This window comes from Burkholderia sp. Bp8986 (genome assembly GCF_003854225.1).
In the GTDB taxonomy this organism is placed as follows: Bacteria; Pseudomonadota; Gammaproteobacteria; order Burkholderiales; family Burkholderiaceae; genus Burkholderia.
The window spans coordinates 47,148-63,182 of the sequence record NZ_QTQM01000038.1 but is presented as its reverse complement, the minus strand read 5'-3'; the positions used below and the strand labels follow the sequence as shown (position 1 = coordinate 63,182).

Genomic DNA, 16,035 nt, shown 5'->3' with positions numbered 1-16,035 from the left:
AGCACGATGGGCATCGATTCCGCATCTTCCGGCGGCGTGTATCCGCTGCATCACGGCGACCACAATTCGCATGGCGTGCCGCCGACCATCAGTCCGGTCGCGCTGAGCCACGGCCGCGACCAGCCGTTCTTCGATCCGGTCGCGTACGGCAACGGTCCCGACGACTCGGTGACCGACACGACCGAAGCGGCCGCGATCACGCATCACACGATCCTGATCGACGGCAAGCGCATCGCGTACACGGCGACGGCCGGCCACCTCGTGACGGTCGACCCGAGCAGCTCGCTGCCGGCCGCGAAGCTCTTCTACGTCGCGTTCACGGCCGACGGCGCGAAGGAGGAAACGCGGCCCGTCACGTTCTTCTACAACGGCGGACCCGGGTCGTCGTCGGTGTTCGTGCTGCTCGGCTCGTTCGCGCCGAAGCGCATCAGGACGTCGATGCCGGGGTTCACGCCGCCCGCGCCGTATCAGATGGAAGACAATCCGGACAGCATGATCGACCACAGCGACCTGGTGTTCATCAACCCGGTCGGCACCGGTTATTCGGCGGCCGTCGCGCCGAACAAGAACCGCGATTTCTGGGGCGTCGACCAGGATGCGGATTCGCTGAAGCAGTTCATCAAGCGCTACCTGACGAAGAACAACCGCTGGAATTCGCCGAAGTACCTGTTCGGCGAGTCGTACGGCACCGCGCGCAGCTGCGTGCTCGCGTACAAGCTGCACGAGGACGGCGTCGACCTGAACGGCGTCACGCTGCAGTCGTCGATCCTCGACTACCGGCAGGCCGGCAACCCGGTCGGCGCGCTGCCGACCGCGGCGGCCGACGCGTGGTATCACAAGAAGCTCGGCGTCACGCCCGCGCCGACCGATCTCGGCGCGTTCGTCGAGGAAGTCGCGCAATTCGCGCGTACCGACTACCTGAAGGCGCTGCGCACGGTTCCGCATGCGGAACCGGCCGCCGTGCAGAAGCTGTCGCGATACACGGGTATCGATACCGCGACGCTGCAGTCGTGGAGCCTCGACATCGCGGGCTACGACACGCGCGGCAATTCGCTGTTCCTGACGACGCTGCTGCACGCGCAGGGGCTCGCGCTCGGGTCGTACGACGGCCGCGTGACCGGGATCTCGTCGGGCATCGCCGGCAAGATCGACCCGAACTCGGGCGGCAACGATCCGACGATGACGGCCGTGACGGGCGTCTACACGGCGATGTGGAACAGCTACCTGAACGAGCAGCTGAAGTTCACGTCGAACTCCGCGTTCACGGACCTGAACGACCAGGCGTTCCGGAACTGGGACTTCAGTCACATCGATCCGACCGGCGCGCAGCAGGGCATCGATGCGCAGGGGAACCTGATCCTCTACACGGCGGGCGATCTCGCCGCGGTGATGGCGCTGAACGTCGACCTGAAGGTGCTGTCGGCGAACGGCCTCTACGACTTCGTCACGCCGTTCTACCAGACCGTGATCGACCTGCAGCAGATGCCGCTCGAGGATCCGAAGGTGCGGCAGAACCTGTCCGCGCGTTTCTATCCGTCCGGGCACATGGTGTATCTCGACGGCGGTTCGCGCACCGCTCTCAAGCGCGATCTCGCGACGATGTACGACGCGACGGTCAGCGATACGGGCGCGCGGCTGCGGATTCGCGCGCTGCAGGCGAAGAAGGCGGGCGGGCACGCGTAGCGCTGCCCGTCGCGCAGGCGCCGCGCGTAACCGCCAGGGTTCGCGCGGCGCGGTGTTGCGGCTGAACGAGCCGGCTTACGCGGCCGGCCAGTCGAACGGCGTGTACGGCAGCGCGCGCTTGTGGCGCGAACCGTCGTAGAAGCGCAGCACCGTTTCGTACACGTTGTCGGCGACGGGTTTGCCTTCGAGGAAATCGTCGATTTCGTCGTAGGTGACGCCGTAGGCGTGCTCGTCGGGGCGCAGCGGACGCAGTTCCTCGAGGTCGGCCGTCGGCACCTTCATCACGATCAGTTCGTCGCCGCCGAGCGCGCGGGCGACCGCACGCACGCGGCGCTTGCTCAGGCCGGCGAGCGGCAGCACGTCCGCGCCGCCGTCGCCGAATTTCGTGAAGAAGCCCATCAGCGATTCGGCCGCGTGGTCGGTGCCGATCACGATGCCGCGCCGCGCGCCGGCCACCGCGTATTGCGCGATCATGCGCTCGCGCGCCTTGATGTTGCCGTGCACGAAGTCCTGCTGGGCCGGGTTTTCGAATGCGTGGCCGGACGCGACGAGCGATGCGAGCATCGCGTCGGCGGCGGGCTTGACGTCGACCGTGAACGTTTCGTCCGCGCGCACGAACGCGAGCGCGCGTTGCGCGTCGGCTTCGTCGTTCTGCACGCCGTTCGGCAAGCGCATCGCGATGAAGCGGGCGTCGTAGCCGCCGGCGCGCAGCTGTTCGACCGCCAGCTGCGCGAGCCGTCCGGCCGTCGACGAATCGACGCCGCCGCTGATGCCGAGCACGTAGGTCCGCAGGCCGGTCGAACGAAGGTACTGCGCGAGGAAATCGACGCGGCGGGCGATTTCGGCATCGGCGTCGAAGTGCGGCGCGACGTTCAGTTCGGCAATGATCGCGCGTTGGCGGCTGGCGTAATCGGCGGATGTCATGAAGGTGGTTCCGGAACGAAATGCAAGGCGCCCATCATAAGCGCAATCGCGGCCCGGCGCCGCGCCGGGCATGCGATCCGGCGGCCGCGCGTTGCATCGGCGAGACGCGATGCATCGTCATGGTGCGGCGCGCGGAGCGGCGTCCCCCGGCGTGCGCGCGGATGCTTCGTTTCGAGGCATGGCGGGGCGCGCCACGACGAACCACGAGGCGCGGCACCCGGCGGCGGCGCGACGCCGCGCATGGCGGGGCGCGGTGACGAACCCGCGCGCTCGCCCGCGTCAGCGCCGCGCGAGCACGACGCCCGCCAGCGCGAGCGCGAAGCCGGCGAGCTGGACGGTCGCGAGCGTTTCGCCGAACAGCAGGTAGCCCTGCAGCGCGGCGAGCGGCGGCGCGAGGAACAGCAACGACGTCGCGCGCGCGGCGTTGCCTCGCCGCAGCATCCACATCAGCATCGTGACCGCGCCGCCGGACAGGAACACGACGCCCCACACGAGCGAGATCCACAGCGCCGGTGCGCCGATCCAGCGCGTTTCGTGCAGCAGCACGACGAAGACGGCCGCGACGATCGCCGCGCCGAGATTCTGCACGGCGACGGCCGTACGCAGGTCGTTCTGCGCGAGCTTGCCCTTCTGGTACAGCGAGCCCGCGGTGATCGAGCCGACCGACAGGATCGACACGGTCACGACGAACCATGCGGGCGCGGCGCCCGCCGGCGGCGCGACGCCGCCCGCGACCTTCGGTGCGAGGACGAGCGCGACGCCGGCGAGCCCGAGCGCCATCCCGAGCCAGCCGCGCGCGGGCAGCCGCTCGTTGAACAGCGGCACCGCGAGCACGGCGGTGGCAAGCGGCTGCAATGCGCCGAGCAGCGCCATCACGCCGGCGTTCAGCCCTTGCGCGACGGCCCAGTAGCTGGCGCCGAGATAGACGCCCTGCAGCAGCGCGCCCGCGATCAGGTGGCGCGGCCATTCGCGGCGCGCCGGCCACGGCGCGCGCGCGGCGAGCGCCACCGCGCCGAACAGCACGGCCGTGCCCGCGAAACGCGCGAGCAGGAACAGGTTCGGGTCGGCGTAGGGCTTGATTGCCCGGGCGACGATGAAGCCGGTGGACCACAGCGCGACGAAAGCCGCGGCGACGAGCGAGGTAAACATGCGTGGCGGGCCGCGATACGGCCGGACGAATCGTGAGCCGGCCAGTATCGGGTGAAGCGGCGCGGCCGTCTTGTCGGATTCTGCATTCGCGCGTGGCGCGTGCGGAACGCATGCAGCAGCGGTGCGCGGCACGTTGGCCGCGGGCGTGATCCGCCACGAGCGCGGCAGCACGCCGGCCGTCCGGTTAGCGGCCGTCCGGGCGAAGGCGCCGCGGCATGAAAGCGCGCCGTGGCGCGCGCAGAGGAACGGGGATCAGTCGAGCGAGAACGTGTCGAGCGGCTGGTTCGCGCGCGCATCGGTCGCGAAGCGTGCGGCGAGCTGTTCGTACAGCCGGCGGGCCTCGTCGAGCGTCAGGTCGATCCAGTACGGATCGCCGGCCCCGTCGTTGAGCCGTTCCGGCGAAAACTGGATTTCGAGCACACTGCCTTTGCGGTACATGACGCAAGCCCCTTGATGGTCTGTCGTTCGGCGAAACGCAGAGTGTAGCAACCGCTTGCCACGCCGATTCGCGCGCATCGGGCAATACAGAATTTCGCTTTCGTGAAACGTGGCCGCGGCCGGACGCACCGCCGTCAAATGGCGGTCAAACGGCCGTAATACAATGGTCGGCCTACCCATTACCAGTCGCCTCGGGCGCATTGCGATGCTGGCGGAACAACGTCATCAATACATTCTGTCGGAGCTCGGACGATCGGGCGCGCTGTCGGTCGCCGAACTCGTGCGCTCGCTCGACGTGTCGCGCGAGACGGTACGGCGCGACCTGAACGCGCTCGCGGCGCGCGGCCTGCTCGTGATGACGCACGGCGGCGCGCTGGCGGCGGATCGCCGCGAGCCGAGCCTGTCCGAGCGTGAGGCGGCGAATGCCGAAGCGAAGCGCACGATCGGGCGACGCGCGGCCGAATTCGTGCCCGACGACGCGTCGGTGCTGATCGACTCGGGCAGCACGCCGCATGCGGTCGCGCTCGCGCTGGCCGACCGGCACCGGCTGTCGATTTACACGAACGACTGGCGCACCGCGTTCGTGCTCGCGCGGCGCAACGGCAATCGCGTGACGCTGCTCGGCGGCGAACTGTCCGACGACGAGGATGCGACGTTCGGGCTCGATACGATCCAGCAGCTCGCGCAATACCATGTCGATTTCGCGTTCGTCGGCGCGGGCGGCATCACGGCCGATGGCGACTGCACCGACTACTCGCGGCTCGCCGCCGAAGTGCGCAGCCGGATGATCGCGGCGGCCGGCACCGCGATCATCGTCGCCGACCATTCGAAGTTCGGCCGCGTGACGCCGGTGCGGATCAACGGCGCCTCGGCCGCGCGCTATCTCGTCACCGAACGCACGCCGGACAAGGCCGTGCGCCGAGCGCTGACCGCGCGCGGCATCGAGCTGCTCGTGTGCGACTGACGCGGCGCCGACATACAAGGTTCATCGAACGGTCATCGCACGGGAAGATGCGCCTTCGACACTGACTCATTCCTTTCGACCGGCCGCCGCGGCAGGAGCAAAGAATGACCGTCAGCGTACGCAGCTATCTTTCCCCGACCCTGGTTCTCCTCGCTTTCGACTGGCCCGACGCGGCCTCGCGCACCGACTTCCTCGGCTTCGCGATCCGACGTACGCCGGGCTTCTGGTCGGCCGACGGCAAGACGCGCGCGCCGAACAGCTGGCTGCCGAACCGGCTCACGTTCGACGGCCCGGCCGCCGGCACGCAGGGCGACGCGCCGACCGACCAGGCACCGATCCAGAAATTCATGTGGTGGGACGCGCGCATCGATCCGCAGGATCGCGATGCGTCGTTCCGCTATGACGTCTATCCGGTCGTCGGCACGCCGGAGAACCTGAAGGTGCTCGATGCGGAGGTCGGCGTGTGCGATGTCGTGCTGCCCGCGCACATCGTGGACGGCGTCGGCACGTGGTTCAATCGCGCGGTGGTCAGTTCGCAGGCGTTCGCGAAGCAGGTCGCGGCGCTGGGTCTTGCGCCGAATGCGGCGCCGAGCGCGGACCAGGCGTTGAAGCTGCGCACGTGGCTCGCGAACGACATGGAACAGGTGTTCGCGGAGATGCTCGACCCCGCGTCGCGCGCGGTCTCGGCCGTCTATCACCTGACGGACACGCTGTGGGCGTTGCCCGCATTCGAGGCGTTCGGACGGCAGCACGGCGAAGCGTCGCTCGCGATCGTCTACGACGCGCACGTGACCGCCCGTAAGGGCAAGCCGCCGCTGCCGTCGCCGAACCAGCCGGCCGTCGACGCGCTTCAGGGCCTCGCGACGCGCGCGCCGCGCGACAGGACGCACATCATGCACGACAAGTTCATCGTGACCGACGCACCGGCGAACGGGACGACTGCGCCGACGCCGGCGCGCGTGCTGACCGGTTCCGCGAACTTCACGACCGAAGGGCTGACGGAGCAGGCGAACGTGCTGCACGCATTCGATTCGCCTGCGCTCGCGGCGCTGTACAACGCGCGTGCGCAGGCGCTGGCCGCGAATCCGACGATCGCGGAGACGGCGAAGTTGTCGCCGGGCTGGTCCGAGCCGCTGACGATCGGCAGCGCGCAGGTGCGCGTCGCGTTTTCGCCGGAGCCGGCGGGGCAGCGCACCGAGATCGATACGATCGTCGCCGCGATCGCGGCCGCGCAGCATTCAGTGTCGTTCTGCCTGTTCATGCCGACCGACGCGGCGCTGCGCGACGCATGCTTTGCCGCCGGCGACCGCGGCCTGATGATGTTCGGCCTGGTGAACCGCATCAACGCCGGCAGCGCGACGCAGGCCGATGCCGCGCAGCATGACGGCCGGCCGCTCGATGCGGCGACGCTCGCGAATCTCGAGCTTTACCATCGCCGGCGCGATCATCGCGACGTGATCGACGCCGCGTATTTTTCACCGGCGACGGTGCCGCAGGGTTTCGAGCCGGAACTGCGCCTCTTTCCGGGCGAGCCGGCGCCGGCCTATCCGCCGGTCGTGATCCACCACAAGTTCATCGTGATCGATGCGGAAGGCGCGAACCCGATCGTCTATACGGGTTCGGCGAACATGAGCCGCAATTCCGAGCAGTACAACGACGAGAACCTGCTGGAGATTCGCGACGCGCGGATCGCGGCGATCTATCTCGCGGAATTCCTGCGGCTCTACGAGCACTACCGCGCGCGGGCGCTGTCGATCGAGTCGCAACGGCAGGGCGCCGGTGCGCATCGGCACCTCGCGCTCGCACCGGATTCGAGCTGGGCGAAGAAGTATTACGTGGCGGGCAGCCCGGAAGAGAAGGCGCGGATCGCATTGGCGTCGGCGCCGACGGACTGGCGTGAGGCGGAAGTTCGGCCTGAGGCGGCCTGAGCGGCCTGAGCGGCTTGAAGGAACGCACCGCGTGAATCCGGCTCATGCCGGTTGCAAGCGTCGTAGTGCCAGTCGGGAGAGGGCCGGGCGGCGGGTTCAGCGCTCGTCGCCGGCCTTCGGATGAAACCGCGCGATGCGCTTACGCGGCGACGTAGCGCAGCACGGAATCGGCGATCGTCTCGCGATGCCGCGCGCGCAGCCGCGGTGCCGACGGATCGCGGCCGAACGCGGCGCCGAACGTATAGCGGTTCGACACGCGGTGGAAGCAGAACGAGCTGATCAGCAGGTGCAGGTCGAACGCGTCGATGTCCTTGCGGAACGCGCCGCTCGCCGCGCCGCGCTCGAGCAGTTCCTCGAGCGTCTTGATGATGCTGACGTTGCGGTTCTTGAACGACTTCAGCTGTTCGAGATACTTCGCGCCGTGGATGTTCTCGATCGACACGAGGCGGACGAAGTCGCGATGCTTGTCGTGATAGTCGAACGTGAATTCGACGAGCCGGCGCATGCCTTCGCGCGGCTCCATGTCGCCGACGTGCAGTTCCTGCTCGAGCGCGCGGATGTCGCCGTACACCTTCTCCAGCACGGCCTCGTACAGGCCTTCCTTGCTTTCGAAGTAGTAGTAGAGCATCCGCTTCGTCGTGTTGGTACGCTCGGCGATCGCGTCGACGCGCGCGCCGGCGAGGCCCATCGCGGAAAACTCCTGCGTGGCGACGTCGAGGATGTTGCGCTTGGTTTGCTCGGGATCGTATTTGCGCCGCGCATCGGTCGCAAGCGCGCGGCTTTCGGACGTGGCGGCCTTGCTTCCAGCTTTCATGTGACTTTGTTGTGGGTTCGCGGCGGCATGAAGAAATCATTCTAGCATGCGGGAAATCGCCGCCCGGCCGACCTTCTGCTCTAATCGGCCGCGCGGTTTCGGCGGCCGTCGCCGCTCAGCGCCGGCACGACGCGAGCGCGTCGCGGGCCTGGTACGCGGTGTACGTGAGCTGCGCGGCCGCGAGGCCGGCGAGACCGAACGTGCGCGTGAGCCCGAACGCGGCGAAGCCTTCAGGCACCGGCTGCTCCCCGGCCAGCGCGGCGGCGAGCGCTTCGCCGGCGACGGTGGTGGGCGCCATCCCGTGACCGCCGAATGCGATCGCGTGCCACACGCCGTCCGCATCGCGGCCGATCTGCGGCATCTTGTGCCGCGCGTAGCTCATCAGCCCGCCCCATGCGTACTCGACCTTCACGCCGTCGAGTTGCGGATACACGCGCAGCAGGTCGCGCCGCAGCAGCCGCGCGATCGCGTCGGGGCCGCGGTCGAGCACCGAGATCCGGCCGCCCCACAGAATCCGCGTGTCCTTCAGCGGCCGGTAGTAGTCGAACGCGAAACGCGTGTCGTAGATCGCGTACGGCGCGTCGATCGCGTCCGGCAGCCGCGTGCCGAGCGGCTCGGTCGCGATCACGTAGGTCGCGATCGGCAGCACCGCGCGCTCGATGCGCGGCGACACGCCGCGCGCGTAGCCGCCGCCGGCGAACACGACGTCCTTCGCGCGCACCGTGCCCTGCGCCGTGCGCACGACGTAGCCGGCGCCCTCGCGCGCGATGCCGAGCGCGGCCGAGCGTTCGTACACGCGTGCGCCGCCGCGCGAGGCGGCCGCCGCGACGCCGAGCACGTACTTGAGCGGATGGAAGTGGAACGCGTTCGGCTCGAACAGGCCGCCGTAATAGCGCTGCGTCTTCAGCCGCGCGCGCAGCGCGTCGGTCTCGACCGGTTCCCAGTCGACGTCGAATTCCTGCTTCATCAGCGTGCGCACGCCGTCGAGCCGCGACGGATCGTCGAACCAGTTGGCGAGCATCACGCCCTCGTCGACGATGTCGCAGTCGATGCCGTAGCGGGCAATCCGCGCGCGGATCAGGTCGACCGCATCGACGGTGAGCCGGTACAGGCGGCGGCCTTCGTCGCGGCCGAGTGTGCGCAGCAGGTCCGCGTTGTCGAGGCTGTAGCCGCCGAACACGAAGCCGCCGTTGCGGCCGGACGCGCCGAAGCCGACCCGTTCGCCGTCGAGCACGACGACATCCCGCACGCCGCGCTCGACGAGGCCGAGCGCCGTGCACAGGCCGGCGAGGCCGCCGCCGACGATACAGACCTGCGTGTCGATCGTGCCGGTCAGTTGCGGGTAGGGCTGGCGGGTAACGGTGGCTTCGTAGAAGTTCTGCATGCGTTTTCGATGACTCGTGACGACGGAAAAACGGGCGGCGCGCGTCGATCTTGCCTGAACGCGCGCGCCGCGTCGAATGGGGTGTTCAGCGCACCGGCCGCCGCGGTCGGGCGGCGGCCGGTGCGCGACCGGGCATCACGCGCCCGGCGTCGGGTTGGCCGGAGCGGCGATGTAGGCCGGATAGCCGGCGTCGGTCTTGACCGTGGCGTCGGGCGCCGCGTTGCGCTCGATCCACGGCGCGATCTCCATGTCCTCGTAGCGGACGAGGCGGCATTTGCGCACCAGCGCGTAGCCGAGCCAGATCGCGAGGAAGAACGGCAGGCCGATGTAGGTCGCGGCGATGCCGGCCCAGTCGATCCTGTCGGCGAGGAACGCCTGGTAGTCCTGGCCGAGCGCGACGATCGCGCACAGCGCGAACGCGAACAGCGGCCCGAACGGGAACCACTTCGACCGGTACGGCAGCTGGTCGAGCCGGTAGCCCTGCTTCAGGAAGCCCTTGCGGAACCGGTAGTGGCTGACCGCGATGCCGAGCCAGGTGATGAAGCCGGCCATGCCCGACGTGTTCAGCAGCCACAGGTAGACGGTCTTATCGCCATACAGCGACGTGAGGAAGCACAGCGCGCCGACGGCGGTCGTCGCGTACAGCGCGTTGCGCGGCACGCCGCCCGGCGACAGCTTCGCGAACAGCTTCGGCGCGCGGCCCTCGACCGCGAGGTTGTAGAGCATCCGCGTCGACGCGTACATGCCCGAGTTGCCGGCCGACAGCACGGCCGTCAGGATCACCGCGTTCATCACGCCGGCCGCGAACGCGAGGCCCGCGTGGCGGAACACGAGCGTAAACGGGCTCACGCCGACGTCGGTCACGTCGCTCTTCAGCAGGCTCGGGTCGGTGTACGGAATCAGCACGCCGATCACGAAGATCGCGAACACGTAGAACAGCAGGATGCGCCAGAAGATCTGGCTGACCGCGCGCGGGATCGTCGTGCGCGGGTTCTCCGATTCGCCGGCCGCGACGCCGATCATTTCGGTGCCCTGGAACGAGAAGCCCGCGATCATCGCGACGCCGAGCATCGTGGCCCAGCCGCCCGCGAACGGCGCGTCGCCGATCGTGAAGTTGCCCCAGCCCGCGCTCGGGCCGCCCTGCATGATCCCGAAGATCATCAGCAGGCCGACGCCGACGAACGCGAGCACCGTCAGCACCTTGATCAGCGCGAACCAGTATTCGGCTTCGCCGAAGCCGCGCACCGACAGCGCGTTGAGCGCGAAGATCAAGGTGAGGAAGATCGCGCTCCACCAGACGCCCGGCACGTGCGGGAACCAGTAGTGCATCACGAGCTGCGCGGCGACGAGTTCCACCGCGAGCGTCACGGCCCAGCTGTACCAGTAGTTCCAGCCGAGTGCGAAGCCGAAGCCTTCGTCGACGAATTTCGCGCCGTAGGTCGCGAACGAGCCCGACACCGGCATGAACGCGGCCATTTCGCCGAGGCTCGTCATCAGGAAATAGACCATCAGGCCGATCAGCATGTACGCGACCAGCGCGCCGCCGGGGCCGGCCTGCGAAATCGACGCGCCGGACGCGACGAACAGGCCGGTGCCGATCGAGCCGCCGATCGCGATCATCCGCAGATGGCGCGCCTGCAGGCTGCGGTGGAGGGACGGCTGCGCGGGCGGCGAGCCGGACGGACGGGGCGAGTCGGGGCGGGCATCTGAATGCATGGCGGGTGCTGGGCGCTGTCTCCGGGATTGTTTTTTGGTTACGAAGGGCGGCGCGTTGCCGGCCGCCGGCCGGGCGGCGGCACTGCTTCGCGGGGCTGGTCCGGATCGACCGGGACCGCCGGGCCGCGACGCGTGTTGCCTTCGTCTGTCGTCGGCCGCCCGTTGGGCGGCCGTCGGCGCGCCGGGTGCGGTGCACCTCGACGCCGCCCCGATTGTGGGTGCCGGCCGCAAGCGCGGCAAACGATATTTCCGCACAGGGTGATGCAACTTTGTCATCAACTTGCCGCGCATCGAAACCGCCCCGGCGGCCCGGCCATCGGCCTTGGATACGTCCCATGCCGGTGCCGAAACGGGCGGATTCGTCCCGCTGGGTTGTTGCGTTTTGGGAATGAAGTCGTGAGTTAATATCAATAGCGGCCGGACTTGTGGCCATCGACAATGTGTCTCATGGATCGTGCCTCGCGAGGCGGGGGCGCGCCGCCCGGCCGGGTTTCCGGCGGCGGCGCCGCGCGATGCGCCGTGCGGCGCACCGGGCCTGCCGAGCTGCGCATCCGCTTGCACAGGGCGCACGAACGCGCTCCAATCGAATCACGCGGGCGGCGTCGCCGCCGCACCGATCAATCTGTCCCTGAAGAGGAAGTGATGCAATTCAACGACATTCTTGCTGCGCTCGACATCGATCTCGCCCAGTGGAAAGGCAATGCGCTGACCGCGCGTTCGCCGCTCGACGGCGCGACGCTCGCGACGCTGGCGGTCGACTCGCCCGCCGACGCCGAGCGCAAGATCGACGCCGCGCACGACGCATTCCTCAAGTGGCGCACGGTGCCGGCGCCGGTGCGCGGCGAGCTCGTGCGCGTGTTCGGCAACGTGCTGCGCGAGCACAAGGCCGAGCTCGGCCGCCTCGTCACGCTCGAGGCCGGCAAGATCACGTCGGAAGGCCTTGGCGAAGTGCAGGAAATGATCGACATCTGCGATTTCGCGGTCGGCCTGTCGCGCCAGCTTTACGGCCTGACGATCGCGTCCGAGCGCCCGGGCCACCGGATGATGGAAACGTGGCACCCGATCGGTGTGTGCGGCGTGATCTCGGCGTTCAACTTCCCGGTCGCGGTGTGGGCGTGGAATGCGGCGCTCGCATTCGTGTGCGGCGATTCGGTCGTGTGGAAGCCGTCCGAGAAGACGCCGCTCACGGCAATCGCGTGCCACGTGCTGCTCCAGAAGGCGATCCGCGAATTCGACAAGACGCATCCGGGTGTCGCGCCGGCGGAGCTGAGCCAGCTGGTGCTCGGCATGCGCGATGTCGGCGAGGTGCTGACGGCGTCGAAGAAGGTGCCGGTCGTCAGCGCGACGGGCAGCGTGCGGATGGGCCAGGAAGTCGCGAAGGTGCTGAGCCAGCGTCTCGCGCGCGGCATCCTCGAACTCGGCGGCAACAACGGGATGATCGTCGCGCCGAGCGCGGATCTGGATCTCGTCGTGCGCGCCGTCACGTTCGCGGCGGTCGGCACGGCCGGCCAGCGCTGCACGACGCTGCGCCGCCTGATCGTGCATCGCAGCCTGGTCGAGCAATTGCTGCCGCGCATCGAGAAGGCCTACGCGTCGGTGAAGGTCGGCAACCCGCTTGAAGAAGGCACGCTGGTCGGCCCGCTGGTCGATCGCGCGTCGTTCGATGCGATGCAGAAGGCGCTGGGCGACGCACGCGAGCAGGGCGGCGAGGTGAAGGGCGGCGAGCGCGTCGACGTCGGTCACGCGGATGCGTACTACGTGCGCCCGGCCATCGTACGGATGCCGAAGCAATCGGCCGTGGTCGAGCGCGAGACGTTCGCGCCGATCCTGTACGTGATGGTCTACGACAACTTCGACGATGCGATCGAACTGCACAACGCGGTGCCGCAAGGCCTGTCGTCGGCGATCTTCACGAACGACATGCGCGAGGCCGAGCAGTTCATGTCGGCAGCGGGCAGCGATTGCGGGATCGTCAACGTGAACATCGGCACGAGCGGCGCGGAGATCGGCGGCGCGTTCGGCGGCGAGAAGGAAACGGGCGGCGGCCGCGAGTCGGGTTCGGATGCGTGGAAGGCGTATATGCGCCGGGCGACGAACACGATCAACTACAGCCGTCAGTTGCCGCTGGCGCAGGGCGTGAAGTTCGACGTCTGACGGAGCGCGTCCGGGAGGGCGCCGCGACGGTCGAATCGATCGAATGACAAGGGCCGGTTGCCGCGAAAGCGGTAACCGGCCCTTGTCGCTTGCGGCGATGCGTGCGCGCCGATGCCCGATCGGCGCATGCCAGCTCGATCGCTTACTCGTGCGGGGCGGAAGCGTCGCTTGCCGGCATGTTCTGCACGACCAGCATCTGCGGCGTCGACAGCGTGATCTGCGCCGCCCGCAACTGCTTGAGGATCTCGAACAGCAGGTCGCTCTTCGTCGAGCTGGCGATCCGCGGGCTCGCCACGTAGCCCGTGACGCTCAGCGTGATCCCGTCCGGCGCGAGCTGGCTGAACGTGACCGACGGCGCCGGCTTGTCGAGAATCGCCGGGTGCTCGCGATACGCGTCGAGCAGCAGGTCGCGCACCTGCTCGGGGTCGGTGTTCAGCGGGAACGTGAGCATCAGCGTCGCGACGCCCTGCGTGCTGTTGCCCATCGTCACGTTGCGCACGTTCTGCGAGATCAGCTGCGAGTTCGGCACGATGACGGTCGAGCGGTCGCTGAGCTGGATCTCGGTCGCGCGCACGTTGATGCGGCGGATGTCGCCTTCGACGCCCGCGATGCTGACCATGTCGCCCACCTTCACCGGCCGCTCGGTCAGCAGGATCAGCCCCGACACGAAGTTCTTCACGATCTCCTGCAGGCCGAAACCGATACCGACCGACAGCGCGCTGACGATCCACGCGAGGTTGCTCCACCTGACGCCGAGCAGCCCCAGCGTCATCAGCACGAGCAGCACGTAGCCGACGTTGGTGAACAGCGTGATCAGCGACACGCGCATCCCCGCGTCCATGCCGAGCGCCGGCATGAACTCGCCGTCGAGCCAGCGGCGCACCGAGCGCAGCAGGTAGAAGCCGATCGCGAACCCGATCACCGCGTTGAGGATCCGGTCGGGCATGATGTTCAGGCTCTGCAGCCGCTGGCCGCCGATCATCGCGACCGCGCTGTCGAGCAGGTCGCTCGGCGTCGTGCCGAAGCCGCCCGTCAGCAGCGCGATCGCCGCGATCAGCATCAGCAGGCTCGTGCCGAGGCCGGACACGACGGTGTGGGCCTGGTCGAGATGCCGGTCGTCGAGCGCGAACAGGTGCTTGATCTGCTTGCCGGTCGACAGGTTCGCGGAGAACAGGCTTTCGCTCGCGTCGCGCGTCAGCTGCGTCAGGATGTAGACGCTGCACACCACGATCTCGAACCAGACGAGCTCGTACGTGATGAAGCGCGCGACCGTGATGTAGCCGATCAGCAGCGCGACAAGCGACACGACGATCGCCAGCGTGACGCCGGCGTGAATCAGCCCGGCGAGCGTCGAGCGTTGCTCGGGCGCCTCGCCGGATGCTGCCAGCGCGGTGCGGACGCGATTCGCGCGCAGGATCGACGCGCCGACGGTCAGCGCGACGACGAGCGAGACGATGCCGCGGCCGAACAGCGTGACGGACAGGCTGGTATCGACGATCCGGTTGATCGACTCGAGCGTGCCGGACATCAGCAGCAGCGCGGCCAGCACGCCGGGGAACGGCTTCATCGCGAGCGCGACGGGATCGGCGAGCGCCGGCAGCCGCCATGACGGATGCTTCGTGCAGAGCAGCGCGCGGCCGAGGCCGGCGATCAGCGCGCAGGTCACGGCGAGCTTCGCGAACTGGTCCCACAGATCGGTCATCGAAGACGTGAGTTCGGAGTGGCGGGCGAGCGCGAGATAGAGGATCTGTACGGCGACCGCGGTCGCGAGCAGTGTCGAGAACGCCGTCGCCAGCGCCAGCGCGCTGCGGCGCAGCCGGGTGGGCGGCAGGCGGTTCAGGCAGAACCACGCCAGCCCGCGTTCGACGACGCGGCGGCCGCCGAGCCAGGCAGCGAGCGCGGCGATCAGCAGCAGCGTGGTGATGGCGCGCTGGCCGGGTGTCCAGGACGAGCGCAGCATGTCGCGCAGTTCGTCGTTGAAGTCCTCGAGCCGCTGGACGTCGTCCGGCGACAGGTGGAACAGCGGCAGCCAGAACTGCGCGCCGAAGATGCTGCCCGAACGGAACGCGAGCTGGTTCTTCAGCAGGCTGCGGTGCAGCTTCGCGAACTGGTCGTTCAGGTTCGCGAGGTTGGTCTTCTGGTCGGCGGCCTGTTTCAGCGCCGCGTCGATCTGCGCCTTGCGCGCGTTCAGCGTCTCCCGCTGCTGTTCGACGGCAGGCGTTTCGGGCGATGCGCCCGGCGCCGGTGGCGGGCCGAGCACGTCGAGCTGCGCCTGGACTTGCGTGCGCTGCGGCGCGAGCTGGCTCTGCAGCTTGTCGACGTCGGCGCTCAGTTCCTGGGTCGCGTCGCCGAGCTCGTCGAGCTCCTTGCTGTTGGTCGCGTTCGATGTCTGCTGCTTGATGCGGTCCTGTTGCACCTGCATCTGCTTGAGCCGCGCAACCGCGTCGTTCAGCGAAATGGTCGGCACGGGGACGCCGACGCCGCTCGCGCCCGGTGCGGACGCAGCCGTCGGAAACGCCGACGCGGTCGCGATCGCCGCGAACTGCAGCAGTGCGAACAGCGCGATCCGGCGTGCGTACGTGGAGAGTCGTTGTATGAACATGGAATGCTTACGTTTTGCCGACAATGTCGGGTGCCGAAAGGCGCCCGGAAGCCGGGAGTTGGCCCGGTAGCATGTTACCGGGGCGTGGCGGCGGCGGCGCTGCCGATTGCGCACGTTGCCTGTCGTGTCTCGCGGTGCCGGCGCGGGCGCGCGACGGCCCGGCAGCCTCTTGCAGACGGGGCCGTGCCGGTTTCGGATGCGCGCGAGTGGCAGACGATCGCGATGCCTTCGAACCTTACGGATTCGACAGACGGTTACGCAAGTTACACATGGTCCGGC

11 protein-coding genes are annotated in these 16,035 nt (G+C 68.6%); 4 read left to right on the top strand and 7 right to left on the bottom strand.

Features of this window, described 5'->3' with window-relative positions:
- The first annotated feature begins 6 nt into the window (after nt 1-6).
- On the top strand, nt 7-1,683 hold the full coding sequence (locus tag DID99_RS27495; protein ID WP_124667893.1) for a S10 family peptidase: 1,677 nt from the start codon (nt 7-9) through the stop codon (nt 1,681-1,683).
- Between the two features lie 75 nt (nt 1,684-1,758).
- Here the strand turns inward: DID99_RS27495 and nadE are convergent, their stop codons facing one another.
- The 3 genes from nadE to DID99_RS27480 form a co-directional block, all read right to left on the bottom strand.
- Nucleotides 1,759-2,607 carry an ammonia-dependent NAD(+) synthetase gene (nadE, locus tag DID99_RS27490; RefSeq protein ID WP_124667892.1) on the bottom strand — a complete coding sequence of 283 codons (849 nt, stop codon included), beginning with the start codon at nt 2,605-2,607 and terminating at the stop codon, nt 1,759-1,761.
- Between the two features lie 279 nt (nt 2,608-2,886).
- Nucleotides 2,887-3,756: a DMT family transporter gene (locus DID99_RS27485; RefSeq protein WP_124488688.1), complete on the bottom strand. Its 870-nt coding sequence runs from the start codon at nt 3,754-3,756 to the stop codon at nt 2,887-2,889.
- A 252-nt stretch (nt 3,757-4,008) separates the two neighbouring features.
- Complete coding sequence (locus DID99_RS27480; RefSeq protein WP_006752380.1) at nt 4,009-4,194, bottom strand: hypothetical protein; 186 nt, start codon at nt 4,192-4,194, stop codon at nt 4,009-4,011.
- Nucleotides 4,195-4,399: 205 nt separating this feature from the next.
- Between DID99_RS27480 and DID99_RS27475 the strand changes: the two genes are divergently transcribed.
- A complete protein-coding gene (locus DID99_RS27475; protein WP_044848782.1) occupies nt 4,400-5,158 on the top strand; it encodes a DeoR/GlpR family DNA-binding transcription regulator in 759 nt (252 codons plus the stop codon).
- 104 nt (nt 5,159-5,262) lie between these two features.
- Nucleotides 5,263-7,086 carry a phospholipase D-like domain-containing protein gene (locus DID99_RS27470; protein ID WP_124667891.1) on the top strand — a complete coding sequence of 608 codons (1,824 nt, stop codon included), beginning with the start codon at nt 5,263-5,265 and terminating at the stop codon, nt 7,084-7,086.
- A gap of 139 nt (nt 7,087-7,225) precedes the next feature.
- Here DID99_RS27470 and DID99_RS27465 read toward each other — a convergent pair whose 3' ends face one another.
- The 3 genes from DID99_RS27465 to DID99_RS27455 form a co-directional block, all read right to left on the bottom strand.
- Nucleotides 7,226-7,900 (bottom strand): TetR family transcriptional regulator, encoded by a 675-nt coding sequence (locus tag DID99_RS27465; RefSeq protein ID WP_044848780.1) that lies wholly within the window; start codon nt 7,898-7,900, stop codon nt 7,226-7,228.
- A 115-nt stretch (nt 7,901-8,015) separates the two neighbouring features.
- Nucleotides 8,016-9,284 (bottom strand): FAD-binding oxidoreductase, encoded by a 1,269-nt coding sequence (locus tag DID99_RS27460; protein WP_124667890.1) that lies wholly within the window; start codon nt 9,282-9,284, stop codon nt 8,016-8,018.
- Nucleotides 9,285-9,419: 135 nt separating this feature from the next.
- Nucleotides 9,420-11,000 carry an amino acid permease gene (locus DID99_RS27455; protein ID WP_124667889.1) on the bottom strand — a complete coding sequence of 527 codons (1,581 nt, stop codon included), beginning with the start codon at nt 10,998-11,000 and terminating at the stop codon, nt 9,420-9,422.
- Between the two features lie 642 nt (nt 11,001-11,642).
- Between DID99_RS27455 and DID99_RS27450 the strand changes: the two genes are divergently transcribed.
- Nucleotides 11,643-13,154 carry an aldehyde dehydrogenase family protein gene (locus DID99_RS27450; RefSeq protein ID WP_044848776.1) on the top strand — a complete coding sequence of 504 codons (1,512 nt, stop codon included), beginning with the start codon at nt 11,643-11,645 and terminating at the stop codon, nt 13,152-13,154.
- A gap of 142 nt (nt 13,155-13,296) precedes the next feature.
- Here the strand turns inward: DID99_RS27450 and DID99_RS27445 are convergent, their stop codons facing one another.
- Complete coding sequence (locus DID99_RS27445) at nt 13,297-15,756, bottom strand: DUF3772 domain-containing protein (protein WP_124488684.1); 2,460 nt, start codon at nt 15,754-15,756, stop codon at nt 13,297-13,299.
- Nucleotides 15,757-16,035: the final 279 nt, after the last annotated feature.

What these genes read in the sequence shown, in the direction of transcription:
- DID99_RS27495 (WP_124667893.1), top strand. Translation starts at nt 7, where the DNA reads ATGGGCATCGATTCCGCATCTTCCGGCGGCGTGTATCCGCTGCATCAC.
- DID99_RS27485 (WP_124488688.1), bottom strand. Translation starts at nt 3,756, where the DNA reads ATGTTTACCTCGCTCGTCGCCGCGGCTTTCGTCGCGCTGTGGTCCACC.
- DID99_RS27480 (WP_006752380.1), bottom strand. Translation starts at nt 4,194, where the DNA reads ATGTACCGCAAAGGCAGTGTGCTCGAAATCCAGTTTTCGCCGGAACGG.
- DID99_RS27455 (WP_124667889.1), bottom strand. Translation starts at nt 11,000, where the DNA reads ATGCATTCAGATGCCCGCCCCGACTCGCCCCGTCCGTCCGGCTCGCCG.
- DID99_RS27450 (WP_044848776.1), top strand. Translation starts at nt 11,643, where the DNA reads ATGCAATTCAACGACATTCTTGCTGCGCTCGACATCGATCTCGCCCAG.
- DID99_RS27445 (WP_124488684.1), bottom strand. Translation starts at nt 15,756, where the DNA reads ATGTTCATACAACGACTCTCCACGTACGCACGCCGGATCGCGCTGTTC.
- DID99_RS27475 (WP_044848782.1), top strand. Translation starts at nt 4,400, where the DNA reads ATGCTGGCGGAACAACGTCATCAATACATTCTGTCGGAGCTCGGACGA.
- DID99_RS27465 (WP_044848780.1), bottom strand. Translation starts at nt 7,900, where the DNA reads ATGAAAGCTGGAAGCAAGGCCGCCACGTCCGAAAGCCGCGCGCTTGCG.
- DID99_RS27460 (WP_124667890.1), bottom strand. Translation starts at nt 9,284, where the DNA reads ATGCAGAACTTCTACGAAGCCACCGTTACCCGCCAGCCCTACCCGCAA.
- nadE (WP_124667892.1), bottom strand. Translation starts at nt 2,607, where the DNA reads ATGACATCCGCCGATTACGCCAGCCGCCAACGCGCGATCATTGCCGAA.
- DID99_RS27470 (WP_124667891.1), top strand. Translation starts at nt 5,263, where the DNA reads ATGACCGTCAGCGTACGCAGCTATCTTTCCCCGACCCTGGTTCTCCTC.